This is a genomic window from Aquabacterium sp. (genome assembly GCF_029946005.1).
Lineage (GTDB): Bacteria > Pseudomonadota > Gammaproteobacteria > Burkholderiales > Burkholderiaceae_C > Aquabacterium.
In genome coordinates this window covers 1-13,316 of sequence record NZ_JAQSDR010000014.1, presented here as the reverse complement: position 1 = coordinate 13,316, position 13,316 = coordinate 1, and the positions used below count along the sequence as shown (strand labels likewise).

Sequence of the window (13,316 nt, the reverse complement as noted above, 5' to 3'; positions counted from 1 at the left end):
ACCTGTAAGGAGCCTTCATGAACACGATCCAACCAACTTCCGCTTCAATGTCCGCCCGTGCCATCCGCTTGGCCGTGGTCGGCCTGGTGGGTGCGTCCACCTTGTGGATGGCCGGCTGCAGCTCCGTCAAGCTGGACGACAAGGCGCCTCCGATCGAGTCGCGCAATGTGTCGGGCAGCACGGGCACGTCATCGTCGTCCAATGCGGCCTCGACCGTGGCCCCCGTGGTGGCGGCCGATGCCGACGGTGCCGCCAATGCCGCACTCAGCGGCTTGCCCCGCGTCATCTACTTTGACTTCGACAGCTTTGTGGTCAAGGACGAGTTCCGCCCTGTGCTGGACGGCTACGGCAAGGTGCTGACGACCATCCGCAGCAAGAAGCTGTTCATCGAAGGACACACCGATGAACGCGGTGGCCGCGAGTACAACCTGGCGCTGGGCCAGAAGCGGGCTGAAGCAGTCGTCAAGTCCTTGACGCTCCTCGGCGTGTCGGCCGACCAAGTTGAGGCCGTGAGCTTTGGCGAAGAGCGTCCTGCCGCCACCGGCAGCACCGAAGAAGCCTGGGCCAGTAACCGTCGTGCTGAGTTCAAAGACCGTTGATCATGGGGGCCGCGTTGATGTTGAAACGTGTTCGCCCCTGGGTGCTCGCCCTGGCCTCGGCTTGTGGGGCGCTCAGCGCCCATGCGGGCTTGCTGGACGATGACGAGGCACGCCGTGCCATCCTGGAGTTGCGCCAGCAACGAGCCAAGGACAGCGAGTCCGGCAATGCCAAGATCAGCGCCCTGAACGCGCAGCTGGACCAGGTCAAGCGCAGCCTGGTTGATTTGAATGCCCAGATCGAGCAGCTGCGCGGCGACCTGGCCAGGCAAAGTGGCCAGAACGAGTTGCTGGCCCGCGACCTGTCCGAGTTGCAGCGCCATCAAAAGGATCTGCAGCAAGGCGTGGACGAACGTGTGCGCAAGCTGGAGCCGCAAACGGTGAACCTGGATGGCAAGAACTTCCAGGTCGAGCCCGAAGAGAAAGTGTTGTTTGAAGACGCGCTGGGCAAGTTGCGGCAAGCCGACTTTGCCGGTGGCGCGGCGGGCTTGGCTGGGCTGATCAAACGCTATCCATCGACGGGCTACCGCGAGTCGGCCTTGTACTGGCAAGGCAATGCGCAATACGGATTGCGCAACTATAAGGAGGCGCTGGTCAGTTTTCGCGCCTTGTTGACGCAGGCCCCAGCGCATGCCCGCGCGCCCGAGGCCATGCTGTCCATCGCCAATTGCCACACCGAGCTCAAAGAGACCAAGGCGGCCCGCAAGGCGCTGGACGATCTGATCAAAAACTACCCGGACTCCGAAGCGGCCCAGGCCGCGCGTGAGCGCTTGGCCAGCGCGTCCACCGCCGCGGCCAAGGCAGCATCGCGCAAGAACTGAGTGGTGGCGTTGATGATCCCGAACGAGCAGCCCGACCTGGAGCGCCGGTTTGGCGGCCTGCGCCGCCTGCATGGCGCTGCGGCTTACGAGCGCCTGCGCGCGGCCCGCATCGCGGTGATTGGCGTGGGTGGCGTCGGCTCGTGGGCAGCTGAAGCCTTGGCGCGCAGCGGTGTGGCCGAGTTGACGCTGGTCGACCTGGACCACGTGGCCGAGTCCAACATCAACCGCCAGGTGCATGCGCTGGACAGCACCGTGGGCCAAGCCAAGGTGTTGGCCTTGCAGGACCGCATCGCCCAGATCCACCCGGGCTGCGTGGTGCGCACGGTTGAAGAGTTCATCGACGAGGCCAATGTGGCCGAGCTGCTGTCGGCCCAGGCGCTGGACGGCGTGATCGATTGCTGCGACCAGGTCAAGGCCAAGGCCGCGATTGCCGCTTGGGGCTGGGCGCACCAAGTGCCGGTGGTGGCCGTGGGCGCGGCGGGGGGCAAATCCCAGCCGCAGCTGGTGCAGGTGGGCGACTTGTCCGAGGTGACCCACGACCCCTTGTTGGCCAGCGTGCGGCAGCGTTTGCGGCAGCGCCATGAGGGCTCGCGCAAGGGGCGCATGAACCTGGCTTGCGTGTTCTCACGCGAGGCGGTGCTGCCGCCGCAAGATGCCGATTGCGACATTGGTGATGGCTCGCTGAACTGCCATGGCTATGGCTCCAGCGTGGTGGTGACTGCGACCTTTGGCATGGTTTCGGCGGCGCAACTGATCAACACCTTGATCAAAGGCTGAAAACCACGTTATAATCTTAGGCTTTTCGGGGGTCGATAGCTCAGTCGGTAGAGCAGCGGACTTTTAATCCGTTGGTCGCGAGTTCGAGTCTCGCTCGACCCACCAAAATTTCAGTTTTTTGACGAAACGCTTGGTTTCGTTCTATAATTGAAATCTTGGCAAAGTACTCAAGCTTTGCAGCCTGGCAGCAATGCAAGGTTTAAAATTGAAGTTTTCGGGCTCCTAGCTCAGTTGGTAGAGCAGCGGACTCTTAATCCGTTGGTCGACAGTTCGAATCTGTCGGGGCCCACCAAAATTAAGCTAAATGAATCAATCACTTAGCGCAAAAAGCCACCCTTAGCGGTGGCTTTTCTTTTGCTCGGTCGAAAGTCATGTAGCCACTGTGTAGCCACGGTAGGTCAACACTTGCCCCTTAACCAGCCTGCAAAGACCAACAATCAGCAGGGTGGGGTGGGTGCCCGTCCGCTTGTTTGTTGATTGTTTCCAAAGACGGGATTTTTTCTGCGCGTGCGGAACAGGGCGGTCAGGGAAAAGGCGATTTTCCAAAGAATCAGACCGCCCCCCCCTGAGGTGTTCGACGTTGGGCCACGAGCGCAGTGCCTGGACCGTCTCGCCCGCCCCTCGCGCACGCACGACACAGCCCAATCCGGTAGCGTTACCGGATTGGAGAGTCCGCCCCTCGCGCGCGCAAGACACAAGTTGTGCGTTAGCGTTAAAGCGGCGGGAACAAGTCGGTCAAGGGATGCAACGGCTTAGAGATTGAAACCGGCCCCTACCGCCACCCATTGAAGCCGACCCGCCCCAGGTAGTCGGCTAGCGCAACATCGCGGGTTGCTTCACATTCCCAAATGGCTTCTAGGATGCGTTCGCGGGTCGCCCTGTGCATGCCCTTGGGGCGGCGCCAGTTCGGGCCTAGGCGGGCCTCTAGCTTCGATTGCTTGCGCCATGCACGGCCGCACGTGTCCAGGCTTTGCGACACATAGGCCAGCTTGTGACGCTTGCGGCAGGCAAAGCGGGATTGCCTCAGAAACAAAAGCGCAACCCGGCCCCAGCACTTCGGGCACTTGAACCAAGGGCGTTCACTACCATAGGCGCAGGCTGTGCGCGTGATGTCGATTTGCTCTGACCGTGGCACCCCATCAACAGCGTATTCCAGCCTCAAGGCATGCGGGGTGCCAATGATGCCGATTGATGCCAGGGTGCGGCCCGTGTCTGAGTCGGTCCACTGCCAGCCCCACGAACCGACCCGCAACATGTTTTCCCGTGCAAAGCGGCGCACGTCGATTCGGCGGCAGTGCTCGGCTTTGACATGCAAGCTAGGGCGCCCCGCGTTCCATCTGCTTCCACCTTTTGCCATGGCTCAAGCTCCTATGAATACGAAACCATTTAAGAAACTGGGGGTGGTGCCAGCACCCGGACCATGCAGGCGAACGCGGCGGGACCGGGGCCCTTCATCATCGCGGCCACGTTCAGACCGGCAGCGTCATTTGCCCGCCAGGGTTGGCGATGGCATCGGGCGCGGGCTCAAGGTCTGGCGCTCGCAGGTCGTCCAAATCCTTGACCACCTGGGCCAGGTTCAAGGCGATGAACTGGCAGGCTTTCCATTCGGGTGTCACGTCCAGGTCTTGAATGGTCAAGGCATGGTCTAGCAAGTCCTCCAGGTCGCTTGCCTGCTCGCTCAGTGCCTTGACCCGTTCATGAATGCGCCCGATGCTTCGGCGGGTCTTGTCCGGCATCGCGAAGCCCACCATTGAGGCCAGCACTTGAACCTGTGCGGGGTGCAGGTCGATAACCTGACTGCCATCAATGGGGCTGTCGTCCTCAAGCCTGAAAAGGCCGTTCGATAGCGCTTCGATGTTCACGGCGGGGAAGTTTTGAATGGCGTGCATGTCGTTGTCCTTGTTCATGTTTCAAGGGTTGAGTTGGTGGCGCTCACCCGATGGGCTTTGATGCCTCGCAAGGCGTCCGATACCCAGGCTTGCGCGGCGGCCCTTTGCGAGTGGTCGCGGTGTGGTTTGGGGTGGAAGGTGCCGGTGTCGCTGTCCCAGCTTTCGGCGTGCATGTCGTCGTCACGGACGCGCACGGTTTCGATGTGGGCGCGGTCTTCGCTGCCTCGTTGCACGGCTGTCGGTGCTGAGATGGGCGCGATTGATGGCGGTGATTTTGAGGCGAACCCTACACAGGATAGGGTTTGCTCTTTTTCGGCGCTTTGAACCCTATAGGGTTTGAGTTGTTTGGCCTCAGTCTTTGGCCCTTTGCCAGGGCTGGTGAAAATCGCGGTCGATGACCTGAGGTGCTTTGCCTTGGGGGCCATGACCACGCCAAGCGCTGCCATGAACGGCGCAGGGTCGCATTCGATGGCGGCGCGAATCACAGCCCACGCGGCGCTCTTTATCGCTGGGTCGTTGCTCGCCTTCATGGCGGCGATGACTCGGGCCGCTGCGTCGGTCTTGGCGGTGCCCATGAGGCGGGCCGGGGGCTTGGTCAGGCCGAAACGGCGCGCCACCTCATCAAAGAACTTTGATTGCAGGGCCAGCAATGTTTGACGGTTGCCCACCATGTCAGACCCCACCATGCGGCTATTGACCAGAGGCACCAGCAAGACATGCACATGGGGCTGCGCTTCGTCGTGGTGAATGTCTGCACTCATGATGTTTGCAGCGCCACCGAATTGCACCCCAGCCCATTCGACACATTGCGCGAAGTATTGGCGGCGGTCAATGACATGGCCGACAGGCAGGCTAAAGACGGCCTCCAAGCCCACCACGGCATCTTTGCGCAGCTTGCCTACCCCAGCGGCCTGCATGGCGTCCTTGGCCTGCTGCGCCACACCGTCAGGGCTTGGCGGGCCGCACAAGGTTTCGTTAAGGTGTGAGCGTGCCGGGTTGATGTGGCTGTCTGCGCCAAGCTCGGCTTGAATGGTGCGGCGGTTGTGTCGGGCGGCGGCTAGCAAGATGCCGCCGCCCTTCAACTTCTTGAGCCGAAAGAAGGCGGCGGCGCTCATGTCTTGCACCCCAGCAAGCGCAGCAGCCAGCAGGCCATGGGCGCGAGGATAAGGCCCCAGCAACCTGCCCACGATACGAGACGACGGGCTGCTGCGCTCATGCTGTGCCACCATCAAACAAGGCACGTTGCTCGGCGTCCTGACGGCGCTTGGCTGTTGCGCGGTTGGCGCGTTCGGCTTGCTGCTTGGCCTTGGCTGCATTGGCGCGCAGCTTCAGGCGTGCAGCTTTGACCTTGGCGCACCATTGGGCGGCATCTCGGCCCATTGCGTGTGCAATGACGGATTGATGTAAGAAGTATTCAGCCACGTAGGTGATGCGGCCATCCTTGCAGCCTGCTACCTTGTCAATGCGCTCAATCTGCCAGGCGTAGGAGTCTTCAAGATAGAAGATGTGGGCGGCAAGTCGTGTGGTGCTGGCTTCGCCTACAGCACCCAGGCCGGTCAGGCGTTCGCCCAAAAGCAGGCGGCACAAGACCTCGGCGCAAACGGTATTGAGCTTTGCGGGAAAGCCGAAGGGCATGACAATCGGGGCACCTTGCACGGTGGCGCTCGATTCGGTTTTGATGTTGGGTCGGGCGTCTTTCATTGCGATACCCCCAAGACGCGCTTGATTTCAGCGACCGGCCAAGCAAGCCGGGCGCCATTGATGCGTATCGGGCGCAGTGGGCCTTTTTCCAGGCAGGCCCAGGCTCTTGCGGTCTGTTCTTTGACGCCAACGTGCGCGCACATCAACTTGGTGTTGACGTGCGTCCTCAGTTCAAGGTGAAGGGGGATGAAGTCAGGGGGGAGCGTAGGCGCGGCAGTCGTGCCTTGTCGGGCTTCGCTGTTTCGAAGGGTCGATGTTTGCAAAATGGTCTCCAGACCTAGCAGCACAGACCGACATCACAGGTCAGTCACGGGCTAGGTTGGAAACCCATCCTGGTTTGCACAATCACCGTTCAACACAATCACATTGCAAAAGGCGTAAACGGGCCGTAACCCGCATGGATAAAGGCCAATCATTGCTTTGAGGCGTCCTGCACAGGTTTTGCAACTTGTGGCTGTGAAACTTGTGCAGGTTGTGCAACCTGCTTTTTCGCCTGTACGTGTGCGCTCGCTTTTTCTCGGCTCATCGTCGGGGGGGTCCAGCTTTGGCTGTTCAGGATAGAGTTCCGAATAGTCTCAGCCCGTGGGTTCACATTGCCCTTTGTTCTGACTTCGTTTTCTGCGCACCATTTGGCGATGTATTCGCTAATTCCATGCACAGTCGGATTGCAGTTCTTTGCCAGGAGTTCAATCCAGTATTCGGCGGCGGCTGCTTGAATCCGCATCCTTGGGTCTTCTAGGATTGCTTGCTCGACTTCTTGGGCGGCTTCTGTGTGGCTGTTCGCGGCAATGGCTTTGATGGCAATAGCTCCAGCCAAGCCAAGCTCAACTAAGCCCGCACGCTCCGCCCAGTCCGCCCATTCATCGCGGTCGAAGCCGCCAGAAGGTATGCCTAGGCTATCGGGCCAATCGGATGCCATCACATCCCATTTGGAGCAGTCCGGAAACAATCGCAAGTCGGTGGCTGCTTTTGGCCATGGGTCCGAGTTGCACCAACTCTGCGCCACATCGTCTGGGACTTTGGCTCGGTTCAGCGTACGAAGGGTCAACTCCCCTTTGCGCACGGCTTCTTGAACGCCTCTGATGTGGTCGCGCATTGCGGTTTGGTAGTTGAAGTACCACTTGAGCGCCCAACCGTCTGTGACTTCTTGGGGGAAGCTTTCATGCTCGCGGCCCGGCCAACGGTCATACGGCTTAAGGTATTGAATGGCCAGCTTGCGTATCGCATAGCCGACGGAAACAAGTCCCGCACCCTCTGCGGCAGGGGCATTCCTGCTTCCCCAACTCTCTAGGAACTTGATTCGGCTAATGATGGCTTGGACGCATTCCCGGAATTGACCATCCGGCATCCCGTATGTACTGGGCGGGCTTTGCTCGGATTTTCCGATTGCGGCCCGCGACTCATCCGCCCATTGATAGCCAGCGCCATCAGCCAACAGCCATGCATTGACATGTTCGCGGCGTGTCATGCGTAAGCTGTGAATCTCTTCGCCCTTGGCTAGTTTGGTTTGGTGCAACTCATCAAACACCTTGAGTAATTCTTGCTCGGCTGCATGAATCATGCTTTTGAGTAACCTGTCACTGTATGCCTCATTGATGCCACGCTGGCGCGTGATGTATTCAGCGACTTCAAAGAGGTAATACCACCCGGTGGCGGCTTGCTCGGCCCCCCGTTCGCGCTTTTTCGCTTCGCGGTCCACTGCGTCGAGCCTTAGCCTTTCGTCGAGCATGCTGGATTCTTCTTGCCCGCTGCTGTTCGGTTGACTTTGTGAGGGGGCACGCTCGCTGGCCTTCCACCTCAGTGATGAAGCAGGGTCGAGCGCAAGCCACTGGTTTACGTCGGTGGGGGTCACCAGTTCGTAGAAGTCGCGTACTACGTTGGGCCAATAGGGCTGGTCCGTGTGAGGGTGGCGAACGGTTAGCACCCTGTCGCGCACGGCTTGCATCATCTGTTCTAAAAACGTGCCACGGGCGCCAATATGCCAGCCCTCTTGAGTTGCAATTGCGGTTGCCGCGTTTGCAAGATTCCACAACTCAGGCCCGTTGCCAGCAGGGAGGAGCCTCAAGCCAACACCCCAATGCTCAAACCACTTGACGGCCTCCCACGGGAAAATCACGGCAGTTCTCAATGCCTGCCCAAGTGGGCATGTGTGCGGCCCCATGTCCAGCGGGTTGCGCACGGTCCACCCGTCAGGTTTCACGAGCCGTTGAATCTCCTCCCATACGTTCACTTCTGCTGCTGCTTGTGCAAGTTCGCTCGTGTGAATTGCTTCGGCCACCAAAAAGGGGATTTCGCCGACCTTGACGGGCTTGTCTTCAGGAATGCTTGCCCAAAAAAGGAAACGTTTTGACTCGCTCAACATGCACCCCCGTGCACACCCCGCCAAGAAGATGCCCCAGCGGGACCATGCGGGGGCATAGTCTTTCAGACTGGCTTGCGGGCCGGGCCTAGCTGGGGCTCAAAACATTATGCAGACTGCGCGCCCTGCAAGTCCCTGAACGGTCAGGCGGCGGTTTTGTGTAATGCCTTTGGCGAAGCCTTGGGCTTGGCCAGGGGCGGCGTCTTGCGCGCTGTTGTGCGTGGTGCTGGCTTCTTTGGCATGGTCACGGTGATGGTTGGCGCCATGCCCGCAGTCGTGGCCATGTCCACCAAGGCATCCAATGAAAACAGGTTGACCTTGCCTCGCATCAGGTCGGAAATGCGAGGCTGGGTGACGCCAAACAAAACGGCGGCTTGCGCTTGGGTCATGCCTTGCTGCTGGATGGCCTCGGTGATGCTCATCATCAAACCCGACCGGGTGCGCAGGCTGGCGGCTTCCTGGGGGGTGTCTTCGATGGCGTCCCAGATGCTGGCAAATCGTTGTTTGGTGGTCATGATGCAAACTCCTTCATCAAGTCTTTGAGCCGCTTCTTGGCCAGGTCAATGTCTCGCTTCGCGGTCTGCTGCGTCTTCTTCTGAAAGCAGTGCAGCACAAACACCGTGCCTGCCAGCTTGGCCACATAGACCACGCGAAACGTGCCCGCCTCGTCCCAGATTCGCAACTCAGTCACACCCGGCCCAATGCTGGTCATGGGCTTGGCGTCGTTCGACGGCAAACCGTGCTGCACGCGGTCCAGTTGATAGCCCGCTTCGCGCATGGCTGTCTGTGGGAATGCTCGCAGGTCATCAAGGGCGGTGCCTCTGAACTCGATATCCTTCATGCTTGAATTATATTGATTCTTGTATGTTTGGCAAGTGCTCAGGCAGCGGTGACAACATGCAGGCCGTTGGGCTTGCCAGCGTCGAATTCAATCCCTGCTTGCTCCAGCATCCAGGCTTCAATCTTGGCGTGCCACTGGCGCAGCAGGTCGATGGGGCGCACGCGGTAGTGCTTCTCGGCAATGGCGCTGGGCTTGTGGCCTTGAATCTGCGCCACGATGCCCACCGGCACTTCGCACCACTCGCTGAGGGTGCCAAATGAGCGGCGCAGGCCGTGCAAGGTGAGGTGCGGCAGTCCAGCGGCTTGCAATGCCTTGTTGTGATTGATGCGCGGGTCTTGAAGGTGTCCGCTTTCAGCTTGCGGGCTTGAGAAGACCCAGGGGTTCGGTTTGCCGTTGTGCTGCATGCGGCGGGGCAGTGCGGCCAGCATTTGCGCCACGAACGGGGTTAGCGGGATGGTTCTTTCGCCGTCCACCTTGTCGCGAATGGTCAGGGTCTGCCATTGAAAATCCACGTCAGACCATTGCAGCCCCAGCAGTTCTTCACGGCGGGCGCCTGTTATCAGCAAGGCTTGCAGGTAGGCCGAAATGATGGGGTTTGACTGCTTGCGTACCTCGGCAAACCAAAGGGCCAATTGTTCGCGCTGCAAGCAATCGTCCTTTGCCGCCACCTTTGGCAAGGCTTGGCGGGTCTTCTTGGGTTTGCAGGCTTCAGGCTGTACCAGGGGTGCATAGGTTTCGTCCTCGGCACACCAGTTGATGAAAGCGCGCAACAAGCGAAAGCCCAGCAGGGCACGGGCCGGGCGTGTTTTGGCTTCGCGTTCCACCCATTGGCGCACGGCCTCGCTGTCAATCTGAGCCAGTGGGCGATTCAGCAAAGAGTGCAGCGGGCCGGGGATGGTGTCACCCTTGGCCCGCTTGCGCTTCTCGCCACCGGGTGAGACGAAGCCGATGTGGTCGGTGTAGTTGCGCTCGCTCCAGGCACGGCGGCGGGCCTTGCAATAGTCGGCCCAGGCCGTCAGGGCGATGACTTCTAGGCGCTGCTTGCCCACCTTGACGGCGGCTCGGTCGGCCTGGTCTGTTGCGATGGTCGCGGCCTTCTCTTGGCGCGGGTCAATGCCTTGTTTGATTTTTGAACTGTACTCAGCGGCCACGCCGTCAGCACCCGGCCCCGTGGGGTTGCCCTTTTTGTCCTTGGGAACCCGTATCGGCATGGATGCCGCGCCGATGGTCATTCGGATGGTTTGCCGTCCCAGCTTGGCTTCAAAGATGAAGGCGCGGGCACCATGGGCCGTGACGCGCAGGCCCAGCCCCGTTTGCATGGTGTCCCAGTAAATGGACTGTGACTTGCCTTCTTGGCACTGGGCAGCATCCACGCTTTCACGGGTGAATTTGAATCGCGTTGGCTTGGTGTTTTTGGTGTCTGTCATGCATCCCCCGATGCGTTCGTGGGGTGGTTGCAAGGAGAGGTCTTTTTCTCATGTAGCCACCATGTAGCCACGATATTGACATTTCAATCAACGCAAGTCAACGACCTACGGATTCATGTAGGCTTGTATGTTGTTGATTAACATGGATTTTGTGGGGTGTGCTGCTTTGCGGTCAACAGTGCGAAACACTGATAAACACCGGCTTTCGCATACTCTTAATCCGTTGGTCGACAGTTCGAATCTGTCGGGGCCCACCAAATTTATTTGTAGCCCGCTTGTAGATCATTGAGATCCGCAGGCGGGTTTTCGCTTTTGCAGTGCCCTCTCCGTTTGACACCGGAGGAGCACACAATGACCAGGAAAGTCACCGCCCTGAATAGTAAGGGTGGGGTAGGCAAAAGCACCACGTTGGCCAATCTCGGCGGCTTGCTCGCCGACATGGGCGCGCGCGTGTTGTTGTTCGATGGCGACATTCAACCCACGCTGTCGAAGTACTACCCGCTGGAGTACGAGGCGCCCCACGGCCTGGTCGAGGTCGTCACATCGGGGATCGTTTCCGAATCGTGCATCTCCCGCACGTACCGACCAAACCTGCACCTCATCAAGAGCAACGATGGCAATGCTCGGCTCCAGTTCTGGCTGGATGCACGGCCAGATCGTCGCACCCGACTTGCCGTGGCGCTGTCCGCGCCGATCATTGAGGACAACTACGACTTCGTCCTGATCGACACGCAGGGCGCGATTGGTCCCGTGCCGACGGCAGCCGCTTTTGCAGCCGATACCGTCCTTTGCCCGTTGCCGCCGGATACAGCCTCCATTCGCGAGTTCTCCACGGGCACCTTGCATGTGCTCTCGCAGATCGAAGGCTCTCCGGACGAGCCCAACACGATGTTGGCCCCGCTGCACGTCCTGATCTCCAAGGCTGTTGACGCCGACCGAAAACTGAGCCGTGGCTCAATTTTGAATCGGCGCCAACACACATAGACTTCATCTCGAGCCGAGCGACAATTTGCTCTGCGTCGGACTTGCTGTGAGTGCCGACTACGCAATCCTGCGGTATTCCACCCGTGCCGGATTGCGCTCCCGCGCTTACGTCGGAGTTGTCAGCGCCCTTCCGCGCTCGGCAGAGTGACTTGGCCGAGCACAGGGGTTTGCTCGCGTCAGCGGCCTAGTTGCGGAGTGCGGCTAACTGTGCCTCAGGACCGCCGGCGAGCACAGGCGTGTCTTGGTACAACCACGGGGATCGAACCCTGGTTCGCTGGATGAAAACTAGCTGTCTTGACCACCAAACGATGGATGCATTGCGGTGGAGCGGTCAGGGTCCGCACCTCAACAAGAAAAGCCGACCTCGGGTTTCAGCCCGGTGCCCTGCGGAATGGGCGTTCTCCCCCGTGTCTCAGCGGCACGCCTACGCCTGCACGTTCTCGTATTCGGCGTAGCCCTCGGCGTCACGCCGCTGGCCGTGCGCGCCTACCGGGCGGTACTCCAACATGTCGAAAGTCTTCCCGTGCGGGACACACGACCGTCCGCTACTGGCCGGGACTGATATTCCGGCAGCTTCCCAATGAGCGGTCATCCGGCGTCACCAACATAGGCAGCAGCATCGAAATGGAGCATCGTTGACGCCCCTCAACTCGATGGGAGACCATCATGGAAACTTCAGCCAACACCCTTCACCGCGAACCCTGGAACAAGGGCAAGATCGTCGGCCAGAAGGCACCGTTCAAGCTCAAAGACATCTGGGCACTTCGCGTCCGCTTTCAGATGGACCACCGGGTACGCGAACTAGCACTTTTTAACCTGGGTATCGATAGTAAGCTTCGTGGATGCGACCTCGTCGCCCTGAAAGTCCGCGACGTCTGTCATGGTGATCAAGTTGCGACACGAGCTATCGTGATGCAGCACAAAACCCAGCGCCCGGTTCAGTTCGAAATCACCCAGGCCGCTCGTGATGCTGTGCAGCAATGGATCAAAGCCGCTGGACTGAAGTCTGAAGACTTCCTGTTCCCAAGCCGCCTCCACGGATCACCTCACATTGGCACTCGGCAGTACGCCCGGATCCTTGAGTGTTGGGTTAAGGAGCTTGGCCTTGATCCGGCCGATTACGGTACGCATTCAATGCGTCGAACCAAGGCGACGCTGATTTATCGGCGGACCAAGAACCTGCGCGCGGTACAACTGCTCCTCGGGCATTCCAAGCTGGAATCGACCGTGAGATACCTCGGCATGGAGGTCGATGACGCCCTAGAGATCTCGGAGCAGACGGAGATCTGACTATCCCATAGCAACCAACCATCCGCCGGGTTCCGGCCTGGTGGATGACTCGACCAAGCGATAGGCCGCTATGGGAAAGCAAACCGAACTGGAACTCCCGGCCACGAGCGGTAATTCGCCGATGTCGGGTTCTGCGACGGTCGCGGTAGCGCCTCTCTCAGCCAAGCAAAGGCGCGGCGCCGGTCGTTCGGTCAAGCCGACAGCATGTGGAAGAAACTCCGAGAGAACTCATCTGCCGGAAAGAACGTTTCCACTCGCAACTCGTCAGCCGTTACGTCCAGCGCTGTGCCAAACGTCGACACCATGGAGAACACCTTGAGCGTGTGCTCACCCAAGTCATATTCCATCGGGAAGATGGGCGGTGGCGAGCCGCTGAGCCAGTCCTGGCTGCGCCATGACGCACTCACGCCCGGGAACCGACTGACATCGGCCAGCAACTGGCGCAATGCCTGGTGCGTTGGGTCTGCCGCCAATTCGCGATGCAGCCGATTCAACAGCAAGGTGGCCACCTGGGGCCAGTTCTTCAGCCGCGGCTGCATGCCCTGCGGGTGAAATGTCATGCGCATGACGTTGCGGCGTAAGCGGTAACTCGCCGACGTCCTTGCCAGACGGTTTACCGCCGTGTTTTTGG

Annotated in this window: 13 protein-coding genes, 2 tRNA genes and 1 pseudogene; 7 read left to right on the top strand and 9 right to left on the bottom strand. The window is 59.9% G+C overall.

Annotation, left to right across the window (positions count from 1 at the left end; translation table 11 throughout):
• Window positions 1-47 precede the first annotated feature (47 nt).
• From pal to PSV38_RS10010, 5 genes are all read left to right on the top strand, one after another.
• Entirely contained in the window at window positions 48-599 is a 552-nt protein-coding gene (gene pal, locus PSV38_RS10030) for a peptidoglycan-associated lipoprotein Pal (RefSeq protein ID WP_300547467.1), read from the top strand.
• A 17-nt stretch (window positions 600-616) separates the two neighbouring features.
• A complete protein-coding gene (gene ybgF / locus PSV38_RS10025) occupies window positions 617-1,417 on the top strand; it encodes a tol-pal system protein YbgF (protein WP_300547043.1) in 801 nt (266 codons plus the stop codon).
• A gap of 12 nt (window positions 1,418-1,429) precedes the next feature.
• Window positions 1,430-2,194 carry a tRNA threonylcarbamoyladenosine dehydratase gene (locus PSV38_RS10020; protein ID WP_300547042.1) on the top strand — a complete coding sequence of 255 codons (765 nt, stop codon included), beginning with the start codon at window positions 1,430-1,432 and terminating at the stop codon, window positions 2,192-2,194.
• A 29-nt stretch (window positions 2,195-2,223) separates the two neighbouring features.
• Window positions 2,224-2,299, top strand: a tRNA-Lys gene (locus PSV38_RS10015).
• A gap of 111 nt (window positions 2,300-2,410) precedes the next feature.
• Window positions 2,411-2,486, top strand: a tRNA-Lys gene (locus PSV38_RS10010).
• A gap of 480 nt (window positions 2,487-2,966) precedes the next feature.
• Here PSV38_RS10010 and PSV38_RS10005 read toward each other — a convergent pair.
• The 8 genes from PSV38_RS10005 to PSV38_RS09970 form a co-directional block, all read right to left on the bottom strand.
• On the bottom strand, window positions 2,967-3,509 hold the full coding sequence (locus PSV38_RS10005; protein ID WP_300547040.1) for a hypothetical protein: 543 nt from the start codon (window positions 3,507-3,509) through the stop codon (window positions 2,967-2,969).
• 154 nt (window positions 3,510-3,663) lie between these two features.
• Window positions 3,664-4,101: a hypothetical protein gene (locus PSV38_RS10000; protein ID WP_300547038.1), complete on the bottom strand. Its 438-nt coding sequence runs from the start codon at window positions 4,099-4,101 to the stop codon at window positions 3,664-3,666.
• Window positions 4,098-5,198 carry a plasmid recombination protein gene (locus PSV38_RS09995; RefSeq protein WP_300547036.1) on the bottom strand — a complete coding sequence of 367 codons (1,101 nt, stop codon included), beginning with the start codon at window positions 5,196-5,198 and terminating at the stop codon, window positions 4,098-4,100. Before PSV38_RS09995 ends, PSV38_RS10000 begins: the two co-directional genes overlap by 4 nt.
• Before the next feature lie 97 nt (window positions 5,199-5,295).
• Entirely contained in the window at window positions 5,296-5,784 is a 489-nt protein-coding gene (locus PSV38_RS09990; protein ID WP_300547034.1) for a hypothetical protein, read from the bottom strand.
• Window positions 5,785-6,196: 412 nt separating this feature from the next.
• Window positions 6,197-8,146, bottom strand: a complete 1,950-nt coding sequence (locus PSV38_RS09985) for a hypothetical protein (protein ID WP_300547032.1) — start codon at window positions 8,144-8,146, stop codon at window positions 6,197-6,199.
• A 140-nt stretch (window positions 8,147-8,286) separates the two neighbouring features.
• Complete coding sequence (locus tag PSV38_RS09980) at window positions 8,287-8,658, bottom strand: XRE family transcriptional regulator (RefSeq protein ID WP_300547030.1); 372 nt, start codon at window positions 8,656-8,658, stop codon at window positions 8,287-8,289.
• On the bottom strand, window positions 8,655-8,984 hold the full coding sequence (locus tag PSV38_RS09975; RefSeq protein ID WP_300547028.1) for a type II toxin-antitoxin system RelE/ParE family toxin: 330 nt from the start codon (window positions 8,982-8,984) through the stop codon (window positions 8,655-8,657). Before PSV38_RS09975 ends, PSV38_RS09980 begins: the two co-directional genes overlap by 4 nt.
• 38 nt (window positions 8,985-9,022) lie before the next feature.
• Window positions 9,023-10,411 carry a site-specific integrase gene (locus tag PSV38_RS09970; RefSeq protein WP_300547026.1) on the bottom strand — a complete coding sequence of 463 codons (1,389 nt, stop codon included), beginning with the start codon at window positions 10,409-10,411 and terminating at the stop codon, window positions 9,023-9,025.
• A 351-nt stretch (window positions 10,412-10,762) separates the two neighbouring features.
• On the opposite strand from PSV38_RS09970, the gene PSV38_RS09965 reads away from it, so the two are divergent.
• Both PSV38_RS09965 and PSV38_RS09960 read left to right on the top strand, forming a co-directional pair.
• Window positions 10,763-11,395, top strand: coding sequence for a ParA family protein (locus PSV38_RS09965; RefSeq protein WP_300547024.1), 633 nt, complete (start codon window positions 10,763-10,765; stop codon window positions 11,393-11,395).
• Between the two features lie 666 nt (window positions 11,396-12,061).
• Window positions 12,062-12,685 (top strand): tyrosine-type recombinase/integrase, encoded by a 624-nt coding sequence (locus tag PSV38_RS09960; protein WP_300547022.1) that lies wholly within the window; start codon window positions 12,062-12,064, stop codon window positions 12,683-12,685.
• A gap of 191 nt (window positions 12,686-12,876) precedes the next feature.
• Here the strand turns inward: PSV38_RS09960 and PSV38_RS09955 are convergent.
• Window positions 12,877-13,316 (bottom strand): annotated as a pseudogene (locus PSV38_RS09955) (hypothetical protein); the annotation flags it as partial.

Bases quoted from the DNA above. Each gene is read 5' to 3' on its own strand.
- pal (WP_300547467.1), top strand. From the start codon at position 48: ATGTCCGCCCGTGCCATCCGCTTGGCCGTGGTCGGCCTGGTGGGTGCG.
- ybgF (WP_300547043.1), top strand. From the start codon at position 617: ATGTTGAAACGTGTTCGCCCCTGGGTGCTCGCCCTGGCCTCGGCTTGT.
- PSV38_RS10020 (WP_300547042.1), top strand. From the start codon at position 1,430: ATGATCCCGAACGAGCAGCCCGACCTGGAGCGCCGGTTTGGCGGCCTG.
- PSV38_RS10000 (WP_300547038.1), bottom strand. From the start codon at position 4,101: ATGAACAAGGACAACGACATGCACGCCATTCAAAACTTCCCCGCCGTG.
- PSV38_RS09995 (WP_300547036.1), bottom strand. From the start codon at position 5,198: ATGAGCGCCGCCGCCTTCTTTCGGCTCAAGAAGTTGAAGGGCGGCGGC.
- PSV38_RS09990 (WP_300547034.1), bottom strand. From the start codon at position 5,784: ATGAAAGACGCCCGACCCAACATCAAAACCGAATCGAGCGCCACCGTG.
- PSV38_RS09985 (WP_300547032.1), bottom strand. From the start codon at position 8,146: ATGTTGAGCGAGTCAAAACGTTTCCTTTTTTGGGCAAGCATTCCTGAA.
- PSV38_RS09980 (WP_300547030.1), bottom strand. From the start codon at position 8,658: ATGACCACCAAACAACGATTTGCCAGCATCTGGGACGCCATCGAAGAC.
- PSV38_RS09975 (WP_300547028.1), bottom strand. From the start codon at position 8,984: ATGAAGGATATCGAGTTCAGAGGCACCGCCCTTGATGACCTGCGAGCA.
- PSV38_RS09970 (WP_300547026.1), bottom strand. From the start codon at position 10,411: ATGACAGACACCAAAAACACCAAGCCAACGCGATTCAAATTCACCCGT.
- PSV38_RS09965 (WP_300547024.1), top strand. From the start codon at position 10,763: ATGACCAGGAAAGTCACCGCCCTGAATAGTAAGGGTGGGGTAGGCAAA.
- PSV38_RS09960 (WP_300547022.1), top strand. From the start codon at position 12,062: ATGGAAACTTCAGCCAACACCCTTCACCGCGAACCCTGGAACAAGGGC.